This is a genomic window from Massilibacterium senegalense (assembly GCF_001375675.1).
Lineage (GTDB): Bacteria > Bacillota > Bacilli > Bacillales > Massilibacteriaceae > Massilibacterium > Massilibacterium senegalense.
This window is the reverse complement of record NZ_LN831786.1, coordinates 78,500-103,626: the sequence shown is the minus strand read 5'-3', so window position 1 is coordinate 103,626 and position 25,127 is coordinate 78,500. Positions and strand designations below refer to the sequence as shown.

Sequence of the window (25,127 nt, the reverse complement as noted above, 5' to 3'; positions counted from 1 at the left end):
TGAGAAACCTTTCAGCCGATGAGTTTCCTCTCTAACATTCTATGTCTATTATTTACTTGGCCCTTTCCTCGCAATTTTATTAACTTACTTGCTATTATTTTAAAAAAAGACGAATTTGTCAAGGGACTTAAGAGAGTATCGATGCTAGGAAAAAGGCAGCACCAGCCGCAAGCCCACCTACAAGCATAGTTTCAATTCCACTTTTCCACATTTTTGCACCCGTAAACTTTCCTTTTATGAAACCGAAAATAAACAATACAATTAATGTTAGAATCACAGAAACACCTAGTGCTTCTTTAGGCGTCGGCATAAAGAAATATGGCAATAAAGGAACCATTCCTCCGAAAGCATAAGAAAGAGCAATCGTTAACGCACTTTTTAATCCTCGTTTCGGGTCCGGCTTTTCTAAACCTAATTCATATTTCATCATAAAATCAGCATATTTATCTGGCTTTTGTTGTAGTTTTTGAATAATTGGTTCAATATGTTGCTCTTCTATCTCATACTCACGGAATATTTCTCGGATTTCCTCTGCTTCTCGTTCAGGAAGATTCACAATTTCTTCATGCTCACGTTTTAACTCCGCTTCATAATGTTCCGCATCTGTTTTAGCAGCTAAGTAACCGCCTAGTCCCATTGCGATAGCACCTGCTACGATTTCTGCTCCCCCTGCTGTTAAAATAATCGTTGTAGCATCTTGTGTATTCGCAAGACCCGCAGATAACCCTGCAGCAAGCGCAAATGGAACCGTTAAACCATCGGCCATTCCGATTACTACGTCTCGAACAGAATCAGAAGCTTGGAAATGTTTTTCAATATGTGGTGTTTGAGGCATTTTTCATCCACCTCTTTCATATAATTAACTTATAATCAAATATACCCAAAATTTGCGTGATGAAACATACATTTTGAATAAAACGTTTTCATAATGTATAATTGAATTCAAGGAGTAACGTATGGTATGATGAAACTTATCTTTAAAAATGATATGGGGGGATGTAATTTTGAATCGTGTGTATAATCTTTCTCGTAAAAAAGCTAAGTCATTGATGACTTTATGGTTAGAATATGAAAATTGCACGACTCCTCACGAAGCAATTAAACTACGTAAAGAAATGTTAGAACAATATGAACAATTAAAAACAATGAGTCGAGTAAAATCATAATAACCCTCAACGATGGAAGCATGCTTATTCTGTCGTTGCCTACATATATAAAAAAACAAAATAAAAAGTTGCGAAATCCCTTCCGCAACTTTTTATTTTGTTTTTTTTGTATCTTCATCATCAGATATAATCCCATGCGTCGCTTGTTTAAATTCCCGCAATGTCTGTCCTGCAGCACGACCTAACTCCGGCAATTTTTTTGGTCCAAAAATTAATAATGCTACCATTACAATTAAAAAGATTTCACCAAATCCTAATGACACGTTGGATTCACCTCTTTTTTTCTTAAACTTTTATCATTATATCATGCAATTCATTTTATGGGCAAACAATAATCAGAAAATATTTGACGTACTATTTTAAAATAAAGTAAAATATAACTTATATAATCTTTTTTATGAGGTGAAAAATGAACTACGACAGGCTCATTTTTGACAGATGTTTTCAGTTAAAATTGTTACTTCAGTCTAGACTATTATGTTAGTAGCACTCTGCTTTATTCCATTATATTATTTATTCCATATGGGAGGTGAATTCCTTACTATCATGAGTAAGGAAATAAAATAGTGCTTATTACTAATATATTAATTATTATTATCTTGATCATTTTAACGGCTTTTTTCGTTGCAACCGAATTCGCAATTGTGAAAGTCCGAAAATCAAGAATTGATCAACTGGCTGAAGACGGAAATACAAATGTTCAAGCAGTACAACGAGTTTTAGAAAATCTTGACGGATATTTATCTGCTTGTCAATTAGGAATTACGGTAACAGCTCTAGGGCTTGGGTGGTTAGGTGAACCTACTGTTGAACGATTACTTCATCCTTTATTCGAATGGATGAACTTACCGGAAGGTGTAAATAAAACATTATCTTTTGCTGTTGCTTTCTTTTTAGTTACCTTTTTACATGTCGTTTTAGGTGAATTAGCTCCGAAAACTTTTGCGATTCAAAAAGCAGAAGCTATTAGTTTAATCGTAGCAAAACCGATTATTTTTTTCGCTAAAGTAATGTATCCATTTATCTGGTTATTAAATGGTTCCGCCATTTTATTAACAAGGATGTTGGGATTAAAATCAGCGAAAGAACACGAAGCGGTTCATTCAGAAGATGAATTGCGATTACTTTTATCTGACAGTCTAGAAGGCGGGGAAATTAATCAATCAGAATATAAATATGTAACAAATATTTTTGAATTTGATAATCGTATTGCAAAAGAAATCATGGTTCCGCGTACAGAAATTACAGCATTTTATGAAGGCACATCGCTTGATGAATGTTTTGAAATCATGAAAAATGAAAAATATACACGTTATCCTATTGCAAAAGGAGATAAAGATAACATTATCGGCTTAGTGAACTTTAAAGAAGTACTTACCGGGTATATTTCGAATAAAAATGCTTCATTACATGACTTCATCCGTCCAATTATTCAAGTAATTGAAACGATTCCTATTCAGGATTTACTTGTTCAAATGCAACGAGAACGGATTCATATGGCTATTTTAGTTGATGAATACGGTGGAACAGCTGGGCTTGTAACAGTAGAAGATATTTTAGAAGAAATTGTTGGAGAAATTCGTGATGAATTTGATTTTGACGAACAACCGATGATTCAAAAGTTTGATTCTTCCACAACCGTTTTAGATGGAAAAGTTCTTATTTCTGAAGTAAACGATTTATTCGGTTTAGATTTGGACGACTCCGAACTTGATACAATCGGTGGTTGGGTATTGGCAGAAGACGTTGATGCAGATGTCGGTTCAGTGCTTCCATACGAAAATGTTACATTTGAGGTAATGGAAACAGAAGGGCATCAAATAAAAAAAGTAAAAGTAACAAAAAAAATCATCCCTCAACCTTGAAAGGGATGATTTTTTATCCAGTAAAGATATCCCCTTCTGGATAATGAATATTCGCTTTGTTCCTGTCGTCTTGTTTTGTTAACGAATAGATTAGCGTCAATGGTCCAATTTTTCCAATATACATCAGAAATATAATAATAATCCGTCCAATAGACGATAATTCTGGCGTTACGTTCATAGATAATCCGACCGTCCCAAAGGCAGATACCACTTCAAATAAAATGCGTAAATAACTTACCTTCTCTGTTATTCCTAAAATAAATTGTGCGATAAAAATAAACATCATACTAACAGCACTTATGGCTAACGAACGATATATCACACTTTCTTTAATCGAACGTTGAAAAATCACAGGCTCTTTTTTTCCTTTAATAAAAGTAATCACACTTAACAAAATAACGATAAACGTCGTGAGCTTAATCCCCCCGCCCGTAGATGTACTACCAGCACCGATAAACATAAGCGCAATCATCAAAATTGCAGAAGATTCTGTCACACTTTGAATGTCAATTGTATTAAATCCAGCTGTCCGCAACGTTACCGATTGAAAATAAGCAGCCCATAATTTATCACTTAAAGAATGAAGTGATTGTAACGTTTGTGGATTCGTATATTCTAAAAAAAACAATGTAATCATCGCAAACAAATTAAGAAATATTGTACCAATAATCATTAACTTAGAATGAATCATTAATTTTCTAAACTTTCTTTTTTCCAACATATCCATTACAACCGGAAAACCAAGTCCTCCTAAAATAATCGCAGTCGTAATGGCTATCATTACAATAGGATCCCCTACATAGCTTACTAGATTGGTTGGAAAAGGGGAAAATCCTGCATTATTAAAAGCAGAAATGCTATGAAAGATGCTATAATAACTCCCTTTTATCCAACCATAATCCGGAACAAAGCGAAAAAGTAGTACTACCGCTACACTACATTCAACAATCATAGAAAACCAAAATAAACTTTTTACTAACGGTAAAATCGTTTGAAAAGACGTTTGATTTAGTGCTTCACGAAAAATAATCGTTTGCTTTACCCCTATCTTTCTTCCTAACGTGATAAAAATTAATAAAGCAAACGACATAATTCCTAAACCACCAACTTGAATCAGTGCTAAAATAACGAACTGTCCGAAGTAAGTATATGTTGTTCCGGTATCTACTACATTTAATCCTGTCACCGTCGCTGCACTCATAGCCGTAAATAATGCATCTAACCAGGAAACAGGCATTTTCGTTGCAAACGGTAATTTTAATACCATCGTTCCTATCATCACTAACAAGAAAAAACTTAACGCTAAAACTTGCGGTGGACTAAATGGTAATGTTTTATTTTGTACATGTTTTACAGTTTGTTGTCGTCTCATGATTCTCTTATCCTTCTCGACGTAATCGTGCAATATCTTTATTTGCTCCTATGACGACTAACAGATCATCCTCTTTGATTACTTCATCCGCTGTTGGTGAAACAATCATTTTATCATTTCGTTTAATGGCAATAATATTGCATCCATATTTAGCCCGAAAATCTAATGTTGCTAGGGTTTTTCCTATTACACGTTTCATTGCAACTACTTCTACAATGCTATATTCAGGGGAAAGTTCAATAAAATCCATAATGTTATCAGATAAAATATACTGCGCAATTTTTTCTCCCATATCCCGTTCAGGATGGATAATCCTATCTGCACCAATTTTACGCAAGACTCTATCATGGTAATCATTTTTTGCTTTTACCCAAACTTCTTTCACCCCTTGCTCTTTTAATAATAAAGTTGTTAAAATACTAGCTTGCAAATCATCTCCAATTGCGACAATGACACAATCAAAATTGCGAATACCTAATGCTTCTAACGCTTTTTCGTCTGTTCCTTGCGCCGTAACAGCATGCGTAGCAATCGAAACATATTCATTTACTTTTTGTTCATTGGTATCAACCGCTAATACTTCTACGCCTAATTTTTGTAGTTCCTCGCACACGGTCCCGCCAAAACGACCTAAACCGATGACTGCAATTTGCTTTTTCATGTTATCCAATCTCCTCACATTTGAAGTAAGCCAACCATTGTTGCCTTATGAGGGACAAAAAAAGACCGATTCAAAGAAACGGTCCTTTTTTTCAGAAACCTTCTCTCTTTATAACGCTTACGAGGTTAGCTGTCGGATTAGGGAATGAGAGTTTCCCCTTTATACAAATGATAAATTCACCCCAAAAATTGGTTCCCCCGCTCACTCTGAAATGATTCAGCGATTTAAGGCAATATACTATTTTTGTAGCTATACTTTACTCTTGTATTTTTTGCTTGTCAACCTATTCATAAAAACTTTTTCTTTTTAAAGAAACGATACATCATCCACGTCAGAGCTCCTAATATCGTAAAAATAACGACTGTCATCCATGGAGAATCTTGGTATGGGAGAGGAACGTTCATCCCAAAAAATCCTGTTATAAACGTTAACGGTAACATAATCGTGGAAATCATCGTTAAAATATTTAACTTCTCTGTTTGATTTGCACTAACGATAGAATAGTACGTATCTAGGGCACTATTCACGAGATCACGACATGTTTCTGTCGAATCAACAATTCGTTCTAAATGATCAATTAAATCGATAAAAAACGGAACGTTCGATTCTGTCATTTCAAATTGCCACTTTCCATTACTATTCGAAAAAATCCGTCGTTGTGGCAAAATCACCCGACGAATTAAAATAATCGTTCGTTTTAACGCTAAAAATTCTTCGGTTACTTCTTTGTTTTTACGTTCGTACATTTCATCTTCTAATTCATCAATCCGTGTATTAATGCGATCTAAGATTGGAAAATATTCATCCGTAATACTATCAATCATCGCATAAAGAAGATAATCTGCTCCTTTTTCTAAAAAACGAGGATGATGCAAACTAACCGCTGCAATTTTCCCTAAACCGAATAACTTTTTCTTATGTATCGTGACAACATAATTTGGTCCTAAAAAAACATTTAGTTCCACAGTTGAAATTTCTTCATCACTTTCTTCATTATATCGGAGTGCATGAAACACAAAGAAATAATACTCTTCGTAATCATCCATTTTAGCTCTTGGACTATCGTGAAGGCAATCTTCAATCGCTAATGGGTGAAAGTTAAAAATCTTCGCTATTCGTTTTAATTCTTCTAGTTTTACGTCGTATAAGTCAATCCAAAGTAAATCACTTTTGGAATGTAAATAGTCAGGAATATCTTGCAAATCAATATCATGATGCATACGATTCGTTTCCTGCTCATAAAAATAAGATTTGATCATCCTTTCACCCCTTTTTCATTTCTACTACAAGTATAACACTCTCCCTTCTTGCAGATAAATATCCTTTAGAGAAACTTTATTATTTTTCTTTTATATCCTTTTTCTATATTCAAAAGCAAAAAAAATCCCTAGCAAACGGTGCTAGGGAAAAAATATATATTAAGCTCTTATCCATACCATACCACTTTTCCTACATAGAGAAGATGAAGCGACAAACAAGAAGATTCATATTCAATAAAATTTTAAAAACTTGACCAATGAAAAATTGTTACGATTAAAATTGTTCAGCTTCAGTAGAACCTTTTAAAGCTGTTGTAGATGAAGTTCCACCTGTTACTACTTGTGCTACTTCGTCAAAGTAACCTGTTCCAACTTCACGTTGGTGACGAGTTGCTGAATATCCATCTTGCTCCATAGCAAATTCAGCTTGTTGTAATTCAGAGTAAGCACCCATACCACGATCGCGGTAACCACGAGCAAGTTTGAACATGCTGTAGTTAAGCGCATGGAATCCTGCAAGTGTAACGAATTGGAATTTGTATCCCATTTTCGCGATTTCTTGTTGATATGTTTCGATTGTTTCTTTGTCCAGATTTGCTTCCCAGTTAAATGAAGGTGAGCAGTTATATGCTAACATTTTACCTGGGTATTTTGCATGAATTGCTTCCGCAAATTGACGCGCTTCTTCAAGAGATGGTTTAGAAGTTTCGCACCAGATTAAGTCAGCATATGGAGCGTACGCTAAACCACGAGCAATCGCTTGATCGATACCAGCATTTGTACGGAAAAATCCTTCCGAAGTACGTTCGCCTGTGATGAATTCACGATCTCTTTCGTCAATATCACTTGTAATTAAGTCAGCTGCATCAGCGTCTGTACGAGCAACCACGATTGTTGGTACACCTAAAACGTCTGCTGCAAGACGAGCTGCTGTTAAATTACGGATTGCGTTTTGCGTTGGAATTAATACTTTCCCACCTAAGTGACCACATTTTTTCTCAGAAGCTAATTGGTCTTCAAAGTGAACACCTGCAGCTCCAGCTTCGATCATACCTTTCATTAATTCAAATACGTTTAATTGACCACCGAAACCAGCTTCCGCATCTGCAACGATTGGTAAGAAGTAATCCGTATCTCCTTCTTTTTCTAACCATTGGATTTGGTCTGCACGCTGTAACGCTTGGTTAATACGTTTTACGACAGCTGGAACGCTGTTTGCTGGATATAAACTTTGATCAGGATACATTTGTCCTGCTAAGTTTGCATCAGCAGCAACTTGCCAACCAGAAAGGTATACTGCTTTTAAACCTGCTTTTGCTTGTTGAACTGCTTGGTTACCAGTTAATGCACCTAAAGCGTTAATGTAGTCTTCTGTATGAAGTAAGTTCCAAAGTTTTTCAGAACCGCGGCGAGCTAATGTGTGCTCTACCGTTAAAGATCCACGTAAGTTTACTACATCTTCTGCTGAATACGTACGTTCAATCCCTTTCCAGCGCTCATCATTTTCCCAGCTTTCTTCTAATTGACGAATTTGTTCTTCACGTGATAATTGTGTCATTATGAATTGTCCCCTTTCGTATATGCGTAACCTATCACCGATGTTTAATCGATGTATTCATACCCCGGAATTGTTAAGAATTCGATGAAATCGTCACTAACAATTAATTTTTCGAAAATTTCAGACGCTTCTTTCAAACGGCTTTGAGCAGTTAATTCAGGACCAAATTGTTCCTTAATTTTTTCAAGCTCTTCACCTAGATATTTTTGGAACATTTCCATCGTTACTTTGCGTCCATCATCTAAAATACCTTTTTTATGACGAATCCATTGCCATACTTGTGCACGAGAAATTTCAGCAGTTGCTGCATCTTCCATTAAGTTGTTGATTGGAGCCGCCCCTTGCCCCCGAAGCCAAGATTCAATGTACTGAATCCCAACGTTAATATTGGTACGCAACCCTTTTTCTGTAATCGTTCCGTCTGGTACTTGCAATAAATCTTTTGCAGTAACCTGAACATCTTCGCGTTTGCGATCAATTTGATTTGGTGTTGACATATGCTCATCAAATTGCTCTTTTGCAACAGGTACGAGTCCTGGATGTGCTACCCATGTACCATCATGCCCATCTGTTGCTTCACGCTTTTTATCTGCTCTTACTTTAGCAAATGCTTCTTCATTTGCTTTTTCATCACCTTTAACTGGAATTTGCGCAGCCATTCCACCGATTGCTGGTGCATTTCGTTTATGACATGTTTTAATACATAAAAGCGAATAGCTTCTCATGAAGTGAACTGTCATTGTCACTTGATCGCGATCAGGTAAAATGACTTCTGGTTGATTGCGTAAACGCTTCAGATAACTAAATATATAATCCCAGCGTCCGCAGTTTAATCCCGCAGAGTGTTCACGTAATTCATATAAAATCTCATCCATTTCAAAAGCAGCCATAATCGTTTCGATTAATACTGTCGCTTTAATCGTACCTTGTGGAATACCTAGTGCATCTTGTGCAAAAACAAATGCTTCATTCCAAAGTCTAGCTTCAAGATGACTTTCCATTTTCGGAAGATAGAAATATGGACCTGTTCCTTTTTTCGATAGATTGTTAACATTGTGGAAAAAGTATAATCCAAAATCAAAAAGTCCTGCTGAGATTGGTTTACCATCCACTAATACTTTCTTTTCAAGAAGGTGCCACCCACGTGGTCGAACAACAAGTGTTGCAATTTCATCGTTTAAACGATATTCTTTTCCGTTACTTTCATTTGTGTAAGTAATCGTACGATTTACTGCATCACGTAAGTTAATTTGCCCCTGAATGTTGTTATTCCAGTTTGGAGAGTTTGCATCTTCGAAATCTGCCATAAATACTTTTGCCCCTGAATTCAAAGCATTTATAATCATTTTTCGATCGACTGGTCCGGTAATTTCTACACGGCGATCTTGTAAGTCTTTCGGTAACGGAGCAATTGTCCAATCTCCATTACGGATAGGCTCTGTTTCTGGTAAAAAGTCTGGTAGTTTCCCTTGATTAATTTCTTGTTGACGTTTTTGACGACGTTCAAGAAGTTGTTCACGTGTACCATTAAACTTTCTTTGAAGCGAAGCGACAAACTGAAGTGCATCTTCTGTTAAAATTTCTTCAAATCCTGGTTTAATAGAACCAAGTACTTCAATACCGTCTAATTTCACGCTCATCCTCCTCACCCTTTCTTTTTTTACCCCTTCTGTTATAAAACAATGTTGTATTATTACATTTAATATATAACAGTTTATTGTGTTATGCAACAACTTTTTTCTAAAAATTTTAAATCTTTAGAAAATATAATGTACACATTGATTTAACAACATTTAAATCACACTGATGCATAACAATATAGATTAGAAGTGTTATAGAACATCCTCTGTTATACAACATATCATACATTTTTTTATTTGTGAACCATTTAATACAAATTAATACAAAAAAATTGTTTTTATCTATTATTTTAATAGAAATGGCGCAGTCTTTTATACAAAAAAACTGCGCCATTCCGTTGCGAAAACTATTTATTCTTTTTTATCATTTTCCAGCCAAAATAAAATACTAATCCAACAATCACGATGGTAGCAAGCACATTTACATAAGGAGCAGCAATGGTTTTTACATTTTCCCAGTTTTCCCCGAGGGTCAGTCCTAAATAAATAAAAAAGATAGACCACGGAATAACGGCAAGTGTCGTATAAAGCGTAAATTTTCCAAACGGCATTTTGGCAATCCCTGCCGGAATCGAAATCGCATGTCTTACAACTGGTACAAACCGAGCTGTAAAAATAACACCTACTCCATAACGTTGAAACCACGTTTCTGCTACATTAATATGTTCTTCTTTAATAAATATGTATTTTCCATATTTCAATAAAAAAGGTCTCCCTCCGTAATACCCCATCCAATAAATAAACCATTGGGCAATCACGCCCCCAATCGTTCCAGCGATGACTGCCCCAATGAAATTTATTTTACCAATGGAAACCATATATCCACCAAATGCTAATACAATTTCACTCGGAATGATTTCGATCATTAGTCCAATAGCTATTCCAAAATATTCTAAATCAGCAAGCCACATCAAAACCGTCATAATAAATTCTTTCATATCAAAACCCAGCCTTCACTCTTGATATTCTTGGTCTATTATACATCTATTAACCAAAAATTAGTACTAGTTGTCCTGCACTTCTTTTTGTTCTTTTGAAAATAACCAACCGAATACTGCCATACCAATTAATACACCCCAGAAAATGATTTTCCAAATTGCAGAATGTGGAAAGTGTACATGTAACATCGCAATTTCAGGATGCGCCAACGTAATCACTAATAATTTAACCCCAACCCAACCAACGATTAAATAGGCTACTGTTTCTAATCCAGGTTTACGATTTAATAAATTAACGAAAAATGTTGCTGCAAATCGAATTAAAATAACCCCAATAAATCCACCAAGAAATACGACAATAAATTGTGCACCGTCCATTCCACCGATCGAAGGAAGAGACGTTTTTGGTAAGGTAATAGCAAGAGCAACCGCAGCTAAAATAGAGTCAATTGCAAATGCAATATCAGCTACTTCTACTTTTAAAACTGTCATCCAAAAACCGGAGCCTTTGCTTGGTTTCACTTCTTGGTGCGCTTGTTTTTTAAGTACAAACTTTTTCACGAGATGATTTAGCGATAAAAAGATTAAATAAATCGCTCCAATTGCTTGTACTTGCCATACGTCTACTAATAACGAAATGATAAAGAGCGATCCAATTCGAAAAATAAATGCACCAGCTAATCCATAAAACAATGCTTTCTTTCTCTCTTTTGGTGGTAAATGTCTCACCATCATCGCCATCACTAATGCATTATCAGCAGCTAAAATCCCTTCTAATGCAACGAGAATTAAAAATACCCAACCATACTCTAAAAATAAAGATAATTCCATTATGGTCCTCCTTTGTTTGAAAAACCTTTACTTGCCGTTCACACGTAAACGTCTTTTTCCAAACAAAAAGACCTTTACCGTCTAGTGAACGGCAAAGGTCTTGCTTACAACATTCGTTGCCAATAAAGCCGAGGATGTTACTCCCGTAATGACGACTTTATCGTGTTAAGCTACTCCCCTTTGATATGTAAAGGTAGTATTTTATTGTTAGTATTAGAATAATCGATAAAAGGACGATTCGTCAACATTTTTTTCCTTTGTTTTTTTCTTTTTTCACATCGTTGTTTCTTTTTTTCCTTCAAATAGCTTCAATGCAAAGGATAATAAAATACCAATGATCATAAAACTACTAATCATCGTAATAACCCCAATCCAACCAAAATGAATCCAGCAATATCCTCCGACAAATCCACCAATACTAGAACCAAAATAATAAAAAAATAAGTATAGGGAACTAGATTGCGCTTTTTCTTGGCTTGTCCGTTTTCCTACCCAGCTACTTGCGACCGAATGTGCAGCAAAGAATCCATATGTAAAAATGGCAAGACCAATCAAAATCCAAATAAGCGGAGAAATCATTGTTAAAATAGCCCCTAAAAACATGATGACAATGCTAATAATTAATGTTTTAAAAACACCAATTTTATCCGATAATTTTCCCATCCATGTCGAACTAAATGTTCCAACAATATAAACGATAAATAACCACCCAATTAAACTAGGGCTTAAATGGTATGGAGGTTCAATCAATTTATAACCAATATAGTTATACATGGTGACAAAGCTTCCCATTAAAATAAAACCAGTGCAATATAACATAAATAAAGCTGGGTCTTTTAAATGATGTACTAATGTTTTCGTCAAGTGATGAATTCGAAACGCCTGTGGCTTAAAGTTTTCAGATGGCGGTAATCCTTTTAAAAAAACAACACTTAACACTAGACTGATTAATCCGATACCAAACATCGCTACTCGCCAAGAAAAGAAATCACTTAACATTCCTGAAATAATCCGTCCACTCATCCCACCAATCGAGTTCCCACTAATATATAACCCCATGACAAGCCCTAAACTAGCAGGATGGAACTCTTCATTAATATAAGCCATTGCAATTGCTGGGAGACCAGCTAATACAATTCCTTGAATCGTTCGTAATATTAACAATGTTCCATAATTCGGGCTAAAAGCAGTAAGCATCACAAACAAAGACGATAATAATAACGAAATAACCATCATTTTTTTCCGCCCATATACTTCAGAAATGGAGGCAAAAATAATCATCGAAATCGCCAATGCTCCTGTTGAAACGGATAGCGATAAACTGGCAATAGCAGGCGAGATATGAAATTCATTTGATAATAACGGTAATATTGGTTGGGTACTATACAAAATCGCAAACGTGACAAAACCACCAAAAAATAACATCCAAATTGCCGTATTGAAAGTTTTTGATCCTTTTTCTATATAACGCATGCATCATGCTCCTTCCCTTTCAAACGGTCACTTTGTCTATTATACTATGTATCCTTCTTTTCTTTGAAGTGGTCTTATTGTCAGGTGAATGATTAAAATAAAATAGAATAACAAAAAACAGCCAAAACAGCACTTAAAATAACAACTATTAACGTACCACCAAAGTAAGACACAAAGGAAGCAACAACTAATCCGATAATACCAAACCAAATATCTTCATTTTCTAAAAAAATACCAGGTATAATCAATGCACCTAACATAGCATACGGAACATTTTCTAATACTCCTTCTACAAAAGGTGGCAACTTTAAATGACTCAAAAAAACAAGAGGAACCATCCGTGGGATATACGTCACAACTGCCATCCCGATAATGATAAGTAATAAATTAAGATCCATATTTTCCTCTTCCTTTCTTCATCATTTCCACTATTACCGCAGCGATAATCGTTGAGATAATGACAGACCATCCCATAGAAACATGTAACACTAACATAAAAAAGGCGTTAAAGGCACCTGCAATTAGCGGTAAAATAATAATGGATAACTTTCTTCGAATTGATGGAACTAATAATCCGATAAACATACAGTAAAGTGCAATACCGAGACTTTCTTGTAAAGTAGCTGGTAAACTTTGACCGATAACGTGTCCTACTCCAGAAGAGATAACCCAACTAGAATACGAAATAAACGTTAAGCCGAACATATAAAAAGCACCAACAGAGCCTTTTTTCAAACTAGACACAGCAAATGTTTCATCTGTTAACCCAAACGAATAGATAGCCTTCATCCATTTTGGGTCATCGTCTGCTTTTTTACTTAAGGAAGCACTCATTAACAAGTGACGAATATTTACAACAAATTCTGTAAAGATTAATTCAAATGCACCAGCACCTATTCCAATTAAACTAATAGCAATAAATTGACCGGCACCTGCAAAAATAAACAAACTCATCGCAACCGTTTCAAAAAAATTAAGACCTGTTGTTTTTGCAAGCAATCCAAAAGTCATCGCAACTGGTGCATATCCCAGTGCAATCGGAACTCCGTCATGGAGCCCTTTTCGGATTTGTGATTGTTTCATCGTAGTTGTTAGCTCCATGTTTTCCTCCTTTCGTTGTATGCTAAATAATACAATAAGTATGTTATAATAAACATATTGTATGTGAATAAATTGGGAGTTGCAAGGAGAATTTGAAATGGAGTCAAAAAATTTAACGAAAATGATTGGAAAAAAGTTAAAACAAATCAGAACGACCCGAGGCCTTTCCTTAGAGCAAACAAGTAAAATTACTAGTGTAAGCAAACCAATGTTAGCGCAAATAGAACGCGGAGAATCGAATCCTACTGTCAATACATTATGGAAAATTGCTAATGGTTTAGGCGTATCTTTTACTTCTTTTATTGATGAAGGGAAACCTGAAGTACAAATGATTCATTTTGATCAATGTGAAACGTTAGAAGAAGAAAGTGGTTTGTTTGTTGCATTACCTATTTTTCCAATCGAACGAAACAAACAATATGAAATTTTTCATATTATCATCAAACCAAACTGCAAATATGTATCTCATCCACATCCAGATGGAGTAGAAGAATACATCATTATGGAAAAAGGAACATTGCATTTAACAATTAATCATGAATCGTATAAACTAATAGAAAAAAATGCCATTAAATTTTCTGCTAATTATGAACATATTTATGAGAACCGGACGACAGAAGAAGTCCATGTAACGATGCTCATTTATTACCCATAAAGAAAGCTTTTATTGGTAAAATGATAAAAAAATGATTCCCTACTCTAAACTAGGAGTAGGGACTGTAGTTAAAAAGCATGTATAATTGCTTGAATATGTTCTTCCGTATGCGTTGCCATCAAAGCACATCGAAGACGACTCGTTCCCTCTGGTACCGTCGGTGGACGAATAGCTGGGATAAACACACCGTTTTCCTCTAATTGTTTTTGCTTATTCGTTGCCTCTTTCGCATCTCCTATTACAATCGGAATAATTGGGGTAATCCCTTCTAGAACATCATACCCTTTTTCTCTTAACTCTTTTCTTACTAAAGCAGCCATCGCCAAAAGATGTTTTCGTCTTTCTGGCTCTGATTGGATAATGTGGACACTTTCAAGCGCTGCCGCGACCGTTGCTGGTGCAAGGGCGGTTTGGAAAATAAATGGGCGGGATTTTTGAATCAAGTAATCAACAATGGAGCGATTCGCACAAACAAACCCTCCTTCACTACCAATTGCTTTACTCATCGTACCAATTGTTACATCAACCTCTACATGAAAATATTCTGCACTTCCACGACCTTTTTCCCCAACGACCCCTGTTGCATGAGCATCATCGACTACTAACAACGCATCGGATTTATTTTTTAAATACACAAGTTTATCTAAAGGAGCAAGATCACCATCCATGCTAAACACACCATCCGTCACAATCATTTTTTTCGCATGATGTTGGTAGGAAGATAATTTTTTCTCTAAATCTTCCATATCATTATGACGGTATACGATGACTTTTCCACGTCTTAATCGACACGCATCAATAATACTAGCATGGTTTAATTCATCGCTAAATATAAGGGTTTCTTTGTCACTAAGTCCGCTAATGACCCCTACATTCGCTAAAAAGCCACTCGAATAAAGTAAACTTGCTTCCGTTTGTTTAAAATGGGCTAGCTCTTTTTCTAATTGTTCATGAATAGGTAAATTACCTGTCGTTAACCTAGACCCCCCGCTTCCTGTACCGAAACGTTCAATCGCTTCTTTTGCTCGCTGTTTTACTCTCGGATCAGTTGCTAAGCCTAAATAATTATTAGAAGCAGCTAAAATTTTTCGTTGTCCATTGATCATTGTTTCTGGTTCATTTTTATCCGCCATCACTAATGTTCGATAAAGAGGTGATTGCTTCTGTTTTGCCAATTCCTTTTCTATCCAATTGTTCATTTTGAACCCCCTATCAATACAGGTGTTTTTTCTAAATAATGCATGTATGCATCCAAGTCAATAGTAGACGCATCTACAAGAAAAACACGTCCTCCGCGCGGCACACCTTTCTTTTTCATATTCGGAATTTGCACGTATGTATGTTGAAAAGTCACATAACCTGTCGTATATTCCGGGTCATCGGAACAGCAAAGTTCACAAATCGTTCCCGCTTTTGCTACTTTTGAAGCTAAGGCGACAGCTTCTAGGCGCCGTTCGTTATGAAAATCGTTCTTGTTTCGGACCCATTTTTTTCGAAAAGATTTGTCCCAATCAAAATGAGAAACGCGTACCCCGCTAAGTCCTTGGTTGTCTATTCGTTTTCCACTATGTATATCTACAATAATAGCACCCCTTGTTTGATCGTCTTCTATCATCCAATCATAAAGTGAAAAAAGCACCTCTTCTTTTAACGACAAAGGAGCTAATAGTTTTTTCAACACTTCTTTCGTTTCAGATTGTGTTTTATTGTCTATCTTTTGCACTTGAACAGGTGAAATGATATGCATCGCTTCCTGTTCGATTTTATCTACTTTTAATGAAATGAAATCTGGTTCTCCGCGCGAATGCGTTAACGCTCTGTTTATCATGTTAGCTGCTACTTGTTCGAGTTCCTTTTCTTCGATTATCCGTTCAGCACCAGAAATGTGACATCCACCTTTCTCGTGTGGTCCACCTTCACTCGCACGCATACGAATGCTATACCACTTTTCCATATCTGCTCACCTTCGTTCTTTCATACACATTTTGAAATATTTTCATCATTGGATAGCTCATGACTGCAGTAAAAATCATCCCTGGTATAGCTGCAATAATTAGTGGTAATGCAGGAACCTGTAAAGTGTAAGCGAGGACAAGTCGCGCAGATAACGTACCGAGTGGGCCTGCGATGACAATAATAGGTAAACGTGTTCCAAAAAAGGCAACAATACCACCAGCAATTACGCGATATACCATCGCAATTTCAATATTAAACAGATTATGCATTCCTAAAATAAACAACACACTACTCGCTAAAATACCTGCAACAATATACCGTTTAAAACCAAAAACGGCACAAATGGCAACTGCAATCGGAGCGGATACTTGAAATTCGCTTCCTGGAATACCAGATGGAATTTTAATCGAACCACTAACCGCAATGAAGGCAGCGAGTAAACTAATTTCTACTAAAGAATAAACTTTTCCTTTCATTTTCTCCCTCCTAATATGTAAACTATTTTATTTTTAAAGTTAACATATAAACGAAATAAAAAAAAGCCCTTCTTTTGAAAGGCTTTTTCTGATTATCCAAGTACCGCACGATCACTTGCCATTTGTTCACCGCGAATTTCCTGGAATTTTTGTAACAATATTTCTACTGTCAATTGTTCTTTTTCGTTTCCTGAAGCTTCAAAAATAATTTGTCCCTTGTCCATCATAATAAGTCGATTCCCTAATTCAATCGCCTGTTGCATATTATGAGTGACCATTAAGGTCGTTAATTTTGACTTTTCAACAATTTCTTTTGTTAAGTTCGTAATCAATTCTGCTCGAGATGGGTCGAGAGCCGCTGTATGCTCATCTAACAATAAAATTCTTGGATTTGTAAATGTAGCCATTAACAACGATAATGCTTGACGTTCACCACCAGATAATAATCCTACTTTTGCGTTTAATCGGTTTTCAAGACCAAGGTTTAATGTTTCGAGTGCCGATTTAAACAAATCTAATCTTTTTTTTGATACTCCAAAACGTAATCCTCGACGATTTACTCGACCGTAAGCAATGGCAAGATTTTCTTCAATCGTCATCGTCGGAGCTGTACCTGCCATCGGGTCTTGGAATACACGTCCGATATATTTAGAACGTTTAAATTCCGGTAAATTCGTCACATCTTTTCCGTCGATTACTACACTTCCTAGGTCAGGTAATAATCCTCCTGAAATCATATTCATTACCGTTGACTTCCCAGCACCGTTACTACCAATTACCGTTACAAAATCACCATCTTCTAAATGTAAATTCAGATGATTAAGGGCAATTTTTTCATCGAGCGTTCCTTCATTAAACACTTTAAATATATTATTTAATTGTAGCAACGTCTTCCCCCTCTTTTCCCATAGCTAAACGATGATCTTGCATCCGTTTCTTTTTCCGCGCTTGTTCTTTTCTTACTTGTAAAATTCTCGGAATAATTAACGCAATAATAACGATAGAAGCGGTAATTAATTTCATATCTCCCGTATCGAAGAAATCAATTTGTAACGCTAACGCTAGTACAATTCGGTAAATAATCGCACCGATAATCACTGCTAACGTGGCACGAGCAATGGTTTTCGTTCCAACGATTGCTTCCCCAATAATAACAGAAGCTAACCCAATGACAATCATCCCAATTCCCATTCCGATATCAGCAAATGATGTATATTGTGCAAATAATGCGCCACTCGTTGCAACGAGCGCATTCGAGATACCAAGACCTAAAATAATAAAGTAATCCGTATTTGCTGAAAAGCTTCGAATCATTCGTTGGTTATCTCCGGTTGCTCGAAGCGCTAAACCAATTTCCGTTTTTAAAAACCAATCAACAAAAACTTTTACAAATAACGTAACGATAATCATAAAAAAGAGAACCGACCATGTTTTTGGTGTATAATTTCCAAGACCAATCATTTCTAACAAACGATTCATACCTTCATTTATTCCTAATCCATTAAACCACGCTTCTATTTTTGTAAAAATCGTTTCTTCCCCTCTTAAAGGAACATTTGATTTTTTGTCCATGATTCGTAAGTTAATAGAATACAAGGCAATCATCATTAAAATCCCTGATAATAATGGATTAATTTTCCCTTTCGTATGCAACACACCTGTTATACTCCCCGCAACAAAACCAATGCCAAGAGAGGCCAGCGTAGCGATAAAAGGATCTGTTCCTGATACAATTAACATCGCCGCTATTGCCGCTCCCGTCACAAAACTTCCATCTACAGTTAAATCCGGAAAGTCTAATATACGAAAGGTGAGGTAGACGCCAAGGGCCATAATCGCAAAGATTACTCCTGCTTCCACAGCCCCGAACATTGCTGTAAACATGCTGCCACGACCTTTCTTTTTATCTCTTACTCGATAAATTCTGCTTCTTTATCCCACTCGGCTTTATGTTCAATCTTCATTTCTTTTTCTGCTTTTTTATTGATAACTAATTTTAAGTTTGCTGGGTATTCCACTTTAATGTCTTTTGGATTTTTTCCGTTTTTCAAAATATCAGCGGCCATTTTACCAGCTTGATAACCGATATCTTCATAATTAAACCCGTATGCTGCAAATCCACCACGTTTTACAGAGTCTAGTTCTCCAACGAATAATGGAATGTCTTTTTCTTCTGCCACTTCTACAACAGATTCTAATGCAGAAACTGCTGTATTATCCGTAATAATATAATATACATCTACTTTTCCAACTAATGATTCCGCTGCTGTTTTTACTTCAGAAGATGTAGCAACACTTCTTTCCACTACTTCAATATTATATTTTTTCGCTTCTTTTTTCGCTACTTCTACTTGTGCAACAGAGTTTTGTTCACCAGCATTAAAAATCATTCCTACTTTTTTTGCACCCATTTGTTCGCTAATAAACTTCACGGTATTAGGAATAGCATCCGGATGCATATCAACGGTACCCGTCACATTTCCACCCGGTTTATCCATCGAATCCACTAATTTTGCACCGACTGCATCTGTTACTGAAGTAAATACAATAGGAATATCACTTGTTGCATTTACTGCAGCTTGCGCACTAGGTGTTGCATTTGCAAAGATTAAGTCTACTTTTTCCCCAACTAAATTCGTTGCAATGGTTTGACTATTATTCATATCGCCTTGCGCATTTTCTTCTTTATACGTAACGTTTAATCCTTCTTCTTTTATGGCTTTTTGAAAGCCTTCATATGCAGCATCTAGAGACGGATGTTCTACGAATTGTGTCACACCAATTGTATAATCGCTTTTATCCCCATTCCCTGCTTCCTTTTTATCGCCATTTCCACAGCCTGTTAAAAATAATGCACTCATTAACGTTGTAATAGATAAATACTTTAACGCTTTTTTCAACTAAAATCCCTCCTTATTAAATAATATTAATCATAATTATTCGAAAATTCAATACCTTATCCTAAAATAATTTTTTGACTATTTTTAGAACAATTGCACCAAAAAAAGACTAATTTTCTAGTAAATTAGTCTTTTTCTCTTTCTTACAAATCAGAAACTAAGAAAGACTTGTTTTTGCTAACGCTTTGTCTCGTAATGCACGTCTTAATATTTTTCCGGTAGTATTTTTTGGTAATTCTTTTAAAAATTCGATTTCATGCGGAATTTTATATTTGGCTAAATGTTCTTTACAATAAGAAAGCACTTCTTCTTTCGTTAACGATTCGCTTTTTGGAACAATATACGCTCGGATTGCTTCGCCGTAATCAATATCAGGAACACCAACGACCGCTGCTTCAACGACTAATTCATGTTTATACAACACTTCTTCTACTTCTCTTGGATAAACATTAAATCCCCCAACGACAATCATATCTTTTTTGCGGTCTACAATAAAAACGTACCCTTCTTCATCTTGATAAGCTAAATCTCCTGTATCTAAAAACCCGTTTCGAATGGCATTTTCCGTTTCTTCAGGTAGCTTATAATACCCTTTCATTACATTCGGTCCCTTTACTACTAATTCTCCAACTTCATGCGGTGGTAAGCGCTTACCTAATTCATCAAAAATATAACATTCCACATTTGTAATGCTTGTCCCAATCGATCCTGCTTTTCGTTTACGATCAATCGGATTAAACGTACAGACTGGTGACGCCTCCGATAAACCATATCCTTCATACATTTCCACATTAAATTTTTTCTCAAAGTTATCTAATAACGCTACTGGCAACGCTGCTCCGCCTGAAATACAAAGTCGAAGCGAAGCCAAATCTTCTGGCTTTGTATCTTTATATTGATATAAGAAACTAAACATCGTTGGTACACCTGCAAAAACGGTCGCTTTGTCTTCTTTTATCGAGCTAATCACTTCTTGCGGACTAAATTTAGGATGAATTAATATCGTCCCGCCGCTAATTAACGGCACATTTACTGCAATGGTAAAACAAAACACATGAAACATCGGTAATACACAAACGAAACGATCGCCTTTTCCGATTTTTAAATAATCGGAAATATCTCTAGCGTTCGAATAGATATTACGGTGCGTTAACATTGCTCCTTTCGGATGCCCCGTTGTACCAGATGTATATAAAATGACAGCTACATCTTCTTCTGTAATCGTAACATCGACGAGTGGATTGTTTGTAAAAGATAAAAGAGTAGAAAAAGGAGTTATTTTTTCATGGATGGATGGAAATTCAGGTTGCTCTTCTCCTTCATTTGATAGGAGAAAATAATGCTTCATCTTCGGTAATGTTGCATCAATAATCGCGAAGATTGGTTGGTGTTGTGTATAAGCTACACACCCCATTGCATCAGAGTCTCGTAAAATAAACTCCATTTCATCTTTCGTATACGTTGGATTCATCGGAATTACGACTACTCCAATTTGCATTGCACCATACACAGCGATGATAAACTCTGGGCTGTTTGCTACAATAACTGCCATATGATCTCCTTGCCGAAAACCTATTTGCAACAAATTTTTCGAAAATGCATCGATTTTTCGCTGTAACTCATTATACGTTACTTCTTTTCCCAAATACTTGTACGCCAATTTACCTGAATTTTCTGAACTTATTATTCGTAATTTTTCAAATAACATCGTTCCATCCTCCTTTTTTAAAAAAGAATGAGTATTCATTCATTTTTATTATAAAAAAAGAAGCAAGAAAGAACAATAGTAAAATCCTAATTTTTCTGTTTTAACTTTATATACAATCAAATACCCCTACTTTTTCTACTTTAAATCATAGGCACTATATGATTATTTTTAATAATGAACGAAGTGAATCCAATAATAGTTCTACTTGTTCTATTGGCATCGGTTTATAATAAAGGAAACCTTGTGCTGCGGAACAGCCGATTGTTTTCAAAATACTAGCTTCTTCTTCAGATTCAATTCCTTCAGCTACTGTTTCCATTTCAAAAAATTGTGCCAGTTGAATAATCGCACGAACAACAGCTTCTGTACCTTTTTCTGTTATTTTATTTGTAAAACTACAATCAATTTTGAATTCGTCGAAAGGTAGCTTTTGTACGTAACGCAATAAGAAATAGCCTACACCAAAATCGTCGACTGAAATGATAAATCCATATTTCCTTAATTCTTTCCTAATATTAATTGCTTTTTCCATATCTACAAGTCCGATATGTCAGTAATTTCGATAATAAGATTTTTCGGACTTACTTCATAAGTATTTACTGGAAATGGTAAACATTTTACAAAATTAGGTGTAAAAAAATGTTCTGGTGAAATATTCACCGCCACTCGATACAGTTTTTTTCCCCGCGCTTTGGCGTTTTCGAAGCCATGCCACTACTTTTATAATGACAACATTATCAACGTCCATAATTTTACCAATACTCTCTGCTGCTAGGAGGAAGTCTGCTGAAGACACAAATCCAAGTTCTTTTGAATGCCAACGAACTAATCCTCCACGCTCGCAATCTCTTTATCTCCACAACTCACTTTTGGTTGCAGATATACAGATAATTCATCCTATTCTAACGCCACGTTCATATGATTCATAATCCTCATTTTCTTTTTGAGTATCTCACTTCTCTCTTGCGTGTACGTAGCAGCGTAAATGACTGGTTGTTTTCGCGAAAAAGAAAAGGCCGTTTCTGCTTTACGTATTAAATCTTTCATATTTATTTGACTATTAAAAAACGCAGATAAGTAATCTTTATCTGCGTTCCTTCTGTTAACATAACATGTCCAATATGTCATCTAGCGTCACATTCCCAAAGTACTCGGGTAATGAAAATGTTTCAAGAGTGGATTGAATCTCTTCTCGTACATAGCGTTTTTTTATTAATGCCTTTTCGATATCTTGTACATTTTTCACCCCGAAAAAATCACCAAAAATTTTAGCTTCTTCAATATATCCTTTTTCTACGAATAAACGAACTTCAATTTGTCCGATAGGAAATCGTTTGGCATGTTGAACATTAAATTTTGGTGATTTACCGTAATTCCAATCCCAATTACGGTAACGTTGCTCAGAAATTTCATGCACCCGTTCCCAATCTTGTTCTGTCCATTCATAAAATGAAATATTTTCTTCCCCTTGGAAAATAGAGACAAGTAATTGTTTTTTAAATGTTTCCATCGTTAATGGTTCTTGTAAAAATTCATTAATATTTGCAACGCGTGAACGAATAGACTTAATCCCTTTAGACGCAATTTTATCGGTTTTCACATGTAATGCTTTGACAACATCATCTAAGTGAGAATCTAATAAAAGTGTTCCGTGACTAAACATACGACCTTTTGTTTTAAACTGTGCATTTCCAGAAATTTTTCGTTCCCCGACTTGGATATCATTTCTTCCGCTTAACTTTGCATCAATTCCTAAACGTTGCAGTGCCGTCACAACTGGATCGGTAAACTTTTTAAAATTATGAAAACTATCTCCATCGTCTGTTGTAATAAAACTAAAATTTAAATTACCGAAGTCATGATATACTGCCCCGCCACCTGACAATCTACGTACGACATGAATACCATTTTCTTTTACGTATGTATCATTAATCTCTTCTATCGTGTTTTGATTTTTTCCGATAATAATAGAAGGTTCATTTACATAAAATAATAAATATGTTTCATTTGGATCTAATTCAGATACAGCATATTCTTCGATTGCTAAGTTTATCGTTGGGTCGGTAATATTTTGATTATTAATAAATTTCATTATATGGCCCCCTATTAACTATTTTTATTCATTATACCAATTTTTTAAGCGATTCTAAAAAAGATAGATATCGTTATCTTATTCAACGATTATCTATCTTTTTATCTTTAATTAATCAGCGATTGTAATGGTGCCGGAATCCGTCCACCGCGATTAATCATTCGTTTAGATGAGAATGGTAATACTTCCATAACAGGAGCACGACCGAGTAATCCGCCAAATTCAACCATTTCTCCGCACGATTTTCCTGGAACCGGAATGACACGAACAGCAGTTGTTTTTTTATTAATCATCCCAATAGCAGCTTCGTCTGCGATAATACCAGCAATTGTTTCTGCCGGTGTATCACCAGGAAGTGCAATCATATCTAAACCAACCGAACAAACACACGTCATCGCTTCTAACTTTGCAAGTGAAAGTGCCCCTTGCTCTACCGATGAAATCATCCCATTATCTTCACTAACTGGAATAAAAGCTCCACTTAATCCACCAACAAAAGAAGTAGCCATCGCTCCTCCTTTTTTCACAGCATCATTCATTAATGCAAGAGCAGCAATCGTCCCGTGCGTTCCGCATTTTTCTAATCCGATTTCTTCTAATATTTCTGCCACACTATCATTCATCGCATTCGTTGGTGCTAACGATAAATCGACGATACCAAATGGAACGTTAAGTCGTTCTGCCACCACTCGACCGATTAATTCCCCTGCTCGAGTAATTTTAAAGGCAGTTTGTTTAATCACTTCCGACACTTTATCAATTGAAACATCAGGATATCGTTTTAATGCATTTAACACAACACCTGGTCCACTTACCCCAACGCTTAGCGTTACTTCTCCTTCACCTGTTCCGTGAAATGCACCTGCCATAAATGGGTTATCTTCTACTGGGTTACAAAAAACAACGAATTTGGCACATGCTAATCCTTGTGTATCTTTTGTTAATTCCGCTGCATCTTTCACAATTTCGCCCATTTTCTTTACGGCATCTAAATTAATCCCCGCACGCGTGGAACCGATAGAAACAGAACCACACACATATTTTGTTTCTGCTAACGCTCTCGGTAACGCATTTAAATATGTTTCATCACTTTTAGTCATTCCTTTATGAACCAGTGCGGAAAATCCACCGATAAAATCAACTCGTAATTCTTCTGCACAACGATCGATTACTTTTGCTAACTCTACCACTTGTTCTTCCGTTGCTTTCCCAATAATATTCGCAATCGGAGTAATACTAATTCGTTTATTTACAATCGGAATACCAAATTCACGTTCTACTTTTTCTGCTTCTTCCGTTAAGTTTTTAGCATACGTGGTGATTTTTTTATATACGTTTTCTTTTACTTTTTCAAAATCGTCACTAGCACAATCTTGCAGTGAAATCCCCATCGTTACCGTCCGAATGTCTAAATGTTCCATTTGGACCATACGAATCGTTTCTAACATTTCATTTATTTGAATTTCCATTTCAAAG

Annotated in this window: 25 protein-coding genes, 1 riboswitch and 1 other annotated feature (1 of these 27 cut by a window edge); of the genes, 3 read left to right on the top strand and 22 right to left on the bottom strand. The window is 35.8% G+C overall.

The genetic code is table 11. The features are described from left to right. Window positions 1-78 (bottom strand) — a binding site (T-box leader) (it extends 133 nt beyond the left edge of the window). 49 nt (window positions 79-127) lie between these two features. After that, a complete protein-coding gene (locus BN1372_RS03920) occupies window positions 128-835 on the bottom strand; it encodes a VIT1/CCC1 transporter family protein (RefSeq protein WP_062197555.1) in 708 nt (235 codons plus the stop codon). 169 nt (window positions 836-1,004) lie between these two features. Here BN1372_RS03920 and BN1372_RS03915 point away from each other — a divergent pair, with 169 nt between their 5' ends. Further along, entirely contained in the window at window positions 1,005-1,166 is a 162-nt protein-coding gene (locus BN1372_RS03915; RefSeq protein ID WP_154662971.1) for a hypothetical protein, read from the top strand. 92 nt (window positions 1,167-1,258) lie between these two features. Here the strand turns inward: BN1372_RS03915 and BN1372_RS03910 are convergent, their stop codons facing one another. Beyond that, the gene (locus BN1372_RS03910; RefSeq protein ID WP_062197553.1) at window positions 1,259-1,429 is read right to left on the bottom strand and encodes a twin-arginine translocase TatA/TatE family subunit; all 171 of its coding nucleotides are present in this window, start codon (window positions 1,427-1,429) and stop codon (window positions 1,259-1,261) included. A gap of 303 nt (window positions 1,430-1,732) precedes the next feature. Between BN1372_RS03910 and BN1372_RS03905 the strand changes: the two genes are divergently transcribed. After that, window positions 1,733-3,031, top strand: coding sequence for a hemolysin family protein (locus BN1372_RS03905; RefSeq protein WP_062197552.1), 1,299 nt, complete (start codon window positions 1,733-1,735; stop codon window positions 3,029-3,031). 13 nt (window positions 3,032-3,044) lie between these two features. Here the strand turns inward: BN1372_RS03905 and BN1372_RS03900 are convergent, their stop codons facing one another. From BN1372_RS03900 to BN1372_RS03855, 10 genes are all read right to left on the bottom strand, one after another. Next, window positions 3,045-4,403 carry a TrkH family potassium uptake protein gene (locus tag BN1372_RS03900; protein WP_062197551.1) on the bottom strand — a complete coding sequence of 453 codons (1,359 nt, stop codon included), beginning with the start codon at window positions 4,401-4,403 and terminating at the stop codon, window positions 3,045-3,047. A gap of 7 nt (window positions 4,404-4,410) precedes the next feature. Beyond that, complete coding sequence (locus BN1372_RS03895) at window positions 4,411-5,064, bottom strand: potassium channel family protein (RefSeq protein ID WP_062197550.1); 654 nt, start codon at window positions 5,062-5,064, stop codon at window positions 4,411-4,413. A 99-nt stretch (window positions 5,065-5,163) separates the two neighbouring features. After that, window positions 5,164-5,296, bottom strand: a riboswitch (cyclic di-AMP (ydaO/yuaA leader). 55 nt (window positions 5,297-5,351) lie between these two features. Beyond that, window positions 5,352-6,323, bottom strand: a complete 972-nt coding sequence (corA, locus tag BN1372_RS03890; protein WP_062197549.1) for a magnesium/cobalt transporter CorA — start codon at window positions 6,321-6,323, stop codon at window positions 5,352-5,354. 274 nt (window positions 6,324-6,597) lie between these two features. Continuing rightward, window positions 6,598-7,881 carry an isocitrate lyase gene (gene aceA / locus BN1372_RS03885; RefSeq protein WP_062197548.1) on the bottom strand — a complete coding sequence of 428 codons (1,284 nt, stop codon included), beginning with the start codon at window positions 7,879-7,881 and terminating at the stop codon, window positions 6,598-6,600. Between the two features lie 44 nt (window positions 7,882-7,925). Continuing rightward, window positions 7,926-9,521: a malate synthase A gene (aceB, locus tag BN1372_RS03880; protein ID WP_062197547.1), complete on the bottom strand. Its 1,596-nt coding sequence runs from the start codon at window positions 9,519-9,521 to the stop codon at window positions 7,926-7,928. A gap of 347 nt (window positions 9,522-9,868) precedes the next feature. Beyond that, on the bottom strand, window positions 9,869-10,459 hold the full coding sequence (locus BN1372_RS03875; RefSeq protein ID WP_062197546.1) for an undecaprenyl phosphate transporter UptA: 591 nt from the start codon (window positions 10,457-10,459) through the stop codon (window positions 9,869-9,871). 66 nt (window positions 10,460-10,525) lie between these two features. Continuing rightward, window positions 10,526-11,290, bottom strand: coding sequence for a TerC family protein (locus BN1372_RS03870; RefSeq protein ID WP_062197545.1), 765 nt, complete (start codon window positions 11,288-11,290; stop codon window positions 10,526-10,528). Window positions 11,291-11,563: 273 nt separating this feature from the next. Further along, window positions 11,564-12,763 (bottom strand): MFS transporter, encoded by a 1,200-nt coding sequence (locus BN1372_RS03865; protein ID WP_062197544.1) that lies wholly within the window; start codon window positions 12,761-12,763, stop codon window positions 11,564-11,566. Window positions 12,764-12,855: 92 nt separating this feature from the next. Next, on the bottom strand, window positions 12,856-13,161 hold the full coding sequence (locus tag BN1372_RS03860) for an AzlD domain-containing protein (protein WP_062197543.1): 306 nt from the start codon (window positions 13,159-13,161) through the stop codon (window positions 12,856-12,858). Continuing rightward, window positions 13,151-13,864 carry an AzlC family ABC transporter permease gene (locus BN1372_RS03855; protein ID WP_062197542.1) on the bottom strand — a complete coding sequence of 238 codons (714 nt, stop codon included), beginning with the start codon at window positions 13,862-13,864 and terminating at the stop codon, window positions 13,151-13,153. The genes BN1372_RS03860 and BN1372_RS03855 overlap by 11 nt, the downstream gene beginning before the upstream one ends. A gap of 97 nt (window positions 13,865-13,961) precedes the next feature. On the opposite strand from BN1372_RS03855, the gene BN1372_RS03850 reads away from it, so the two are divergent. Further along, on the top strand, window positions 13,962-14,519 hold the full coding sequence (locus BN1372_RS03850; RefSeq protein WP_062197541.1) for a helix-turn-helix domain-containing protein: 558 nt from the start codon (window positions 13,962-13,964) through the stop codon (window positions 14,517-14,519). Window positions 14,520-14,587: 68 nt separating this feature from the next. Here the strand turns inward: BN1372_RS03850 and bioF are convergent, their stop codons facing one another. The 10 genes from bioF to BN1372_RS03795 form a co-directional block, all read right to left on the bottom strand. Further along, complete coding sequence (gene bioF / locus BN1372_RS03845) at window positions 14,588-15,718, bottom strand: 8-amino-7-oxononanoate synthase (RefSeq protein WP_062197540.1); 1,131 nt, start codon at window positions 15,716-15,718, stop codon at window positions 14,588-14,590. Beyond that, window positions 15,715-16,473 (bottom strand): 6-carboxyhexanoate--CoA ligase, encoded by a 759-nt coding sequence (locus BN1372_RS03840; RefSeq protein ID WP_062197539.1) that lies wholly within the window; start codon window positions 16,471-16,473, stop codon window positions 15,715-15,717. The genes bioF and BN1372_RS03840 overlap by 4 nt, the downstream gene beginning before the upstream one ends. Continuing rightward, a complete protein-coding gene (locus tag BN1372_RS03835; RefSeq protein WP_062197538.1) occupies window positions 16,457-16,951 on the bottom strand; it encodes a hypothetical protein in 495 nt (164 codons plus the stop codon). Before BN1372_RS03835 ends, BN1372_RS03840 begins: the two co-directional genes overlap by 17 nt. Before the next feature lie 92 nt (window positions 16,952-17,043). Further along, the gene (locus tag BN1372_RS03830; RefSeq protein ID WP_062197537.1) at window positions 17,044-17,838 is read right to left on the bottom strand and encodes an ABC transporter ATP-binding protein; all 795 of its coding nucleotides are present in this window, start codon (window positions 17,836-17,838) and stop codon (window positions 17,044-17,046) included. Next, window positions 17,822-18,835 (bottom strand): ABC transporter permease, encoded by a 1,014-nt coding sequence (locus BN1372_RS03825; protein WP_062197536.1) that lies wholly within the window; start codon window positions 18,833-18,835, stop codon window positions 17,822-17,824. Before BN1372_RS03825 ends, BN1372_RS03830 begins: the two co-directional genes overlap by 17 nt. Before the next feature lie 26 nt (window positions 18,836-18,861). Then, window positions 18,862-19,851, bottom strand: a complete 990-nt coding sequence (locus BN1372_RS03820) for an ABC transporter substrate-binding protein (RefSeq protein ID WP_062197535.1) — start codon at window positions 19,849-19,851, stop codon at window positions 18,862-18,864. 157 nt (window positions 19,852-20,008) lie between these two features. Next, complete coding sequence (locus tag BN1372_RS03815) at window positions 20,009-21,559, bottom strand: long-chain-fatty-acid--CoA ligase (RefSeq protein ID WP_062197534.1); 1,551 nt, start codon at window positions 21,557-21,559, stop codon at window positions 20,009-20,011. Window positions 21,560-21,713: 154 nt separating this feature from the next. Continuing rightward, window positions 21,714-22,091, bottom strand: a complete 378-nt coding sequence (locus BN1372_RS03810; protein ID WP_062197533.1) for an EAL domain-containing protein — start codon at window positions 22,089-22,091, stop codon at window positions 21,714-21,716. Between the two features lie 570 nt (window positions 22,092-22,661). Further along, window positions 22,662-23,651, bottom strand: coding sequence for a lipoate--protein ligase (locus BN1372_RS03800; RefSeq protein ID WP_062197531.1), 990 nt, complete (start codon window positions 23,649-23,651; stop codon window positions 22,662-22,664). Window positions 23,652-23,758: 107 nt separating this feature from the next. After that, window positions 23,759-25,120: a PFL family protein gene (locus tag BN1372_RS03795; RefSeq protein WP_062197530.1), complete on the bottom strand. Its 1,362-nt coding sequence runs from the start codon at window positions 25,118-25,120 to the stop codon at window positions 23,759-23,761. Window positions 25,121-25,127 lie beyond the last annotated feature (7 nt).

Bases quoted from the DNA above. Each gene is read 5' to 3' on its own strand.
- BN1372_RS03825 (WP_062197536.1), bottom strand. From the start codon at position 18,835: ATGTTTACAGCAATGTTCGGGGCTGTGGAAGCAGGAGTAATCTTTGCG.
- BN1372_RS03815 (WP_062197534.1), bottom strand. From the start codon at position 21,559: ATGTTATTTGAAAAATTACGAATAATAAGTTCAGAAAATTCAGGTAAA.
- BN1372_RS03860 (WP_062197543.1), bottom strand. From the start codon at position 13,161: ATGGATCTTAATTTATTACTTATCATTATCGGGATGGCAGTTGTGACG.
- BN1372_RS03835 (WP_062197538.1), bottom strand. From the start codon at position 16,951: ATGAAAGGAAAAGTTTATTCTTTAGTAGAAATTAGTTTACTCGCTGCC.
- corA (WP_062197549.1), bottom strand. From the start codon at position 6,323: ATGATCAAATCTTATTTTTATGAGCAGGAAACGAATCGTATGCATCAT.
- BN1372_RS03870 (WP_062197545.1), bottom strand. From the start codon at position 11,290: ATGGAATTATCTTTATTTTTAGAGTATGGTTGGGTATTTTTAATTCTC.
- BN1372_RS03810 (WP_062197533.1), bottom strand. From the start codon at position 22,091: ATGGAAAAAGCAATTAATATTAGGAAAGAATTAAGGAAATATGGATTT.
- BN1372_RS03850 (WP_062197541.1), top strand. From the start codon at position 13,962: ATGGAGTCAAAAAATTTAACGAAAATGATTGGAAAAAAGTTAAAACAA.
- BN1372_RS03875 (WP_062197546.1), bottom strand. From the start codon at position 10,459: ATGAAAGAATTTATTATGACGGTTTTGATGTGGCTTGCTGATTTAGAA.
- BN1372_RS03840 (WP_062197539.1), bottom strand. From the start codon at position 16,473: ATGGAAAAGTGGTATAGCATTCGTATGCGTGCGAGTGAAGGTGGACCA.
- BN1372_RS03920 (WP_062197555.1), bottom strand. From the start codon at position 835: ATGCCTCAAACACCACATATTGAAAAACATTTCCAAGCTTCTGATTCT.
- BN1372_RS03900 (WP_062197551.1), bottom strand. From the start codon at position 4,403: ATGAGACGACAACAAACTGTAAAACATGTACAAAATAAAACATTACCA.
- aceB (WP_062197547.1), bottom strand. From the start codon at position 9,521: ATGAGCGTGAAATTAGACGGTATTGAAGTACTTGGTTCTATTAAACCA.
- bioF (WP_062197540.1), bottom strand. From the start codon at position 15,718: ATGAACAATTGGATAGAAAAGGAATTGGCAAAACAGAAGCAATCACCT.
- aceA (WP_062197548.1), bottom strand. From the start codon at position 7,881: ATGACACAATTATCACGTGAAGAACAAATTCGTCAATTAGAAGAAAGC.
- BN1372_RS03795 (WP_062197530.1), bottom strand. From the start codon at position 25,120: ATGGAAATTCAAATAAATGAAATGTTAGAAACGATTCGTATGGTCCAA.
- BN1372_RS03855 (WP_062197542.1), bottom strand. From the start codon at position 13,864: ATGGAGCTAACAACTACGATGAAACAATCACAAATCCGAAAAGGGCTC.
- BN1372_RS03800 (WP_062197531.1), bottom strand. From the start codon at position 23,651: ATGAAATTTATTAATAATCAAAATATTACCGACCCAACGATAAACTTA.
- BN1372_RS03865 (WP_062197544.1), bottom strand. From the start codon at position 12,763: ATGCGTTATATAGAAAAAGGATCAAAAACTTTCAATACGGCAATTTGG.
- BN1372_RS03895 (WP_062197550.1), bottom strand. From the start codon at position 5,064: ATGAAAAAGCAAATTGCAGTCATCGGTTTAGGTCGTTTTGGCGGGACC.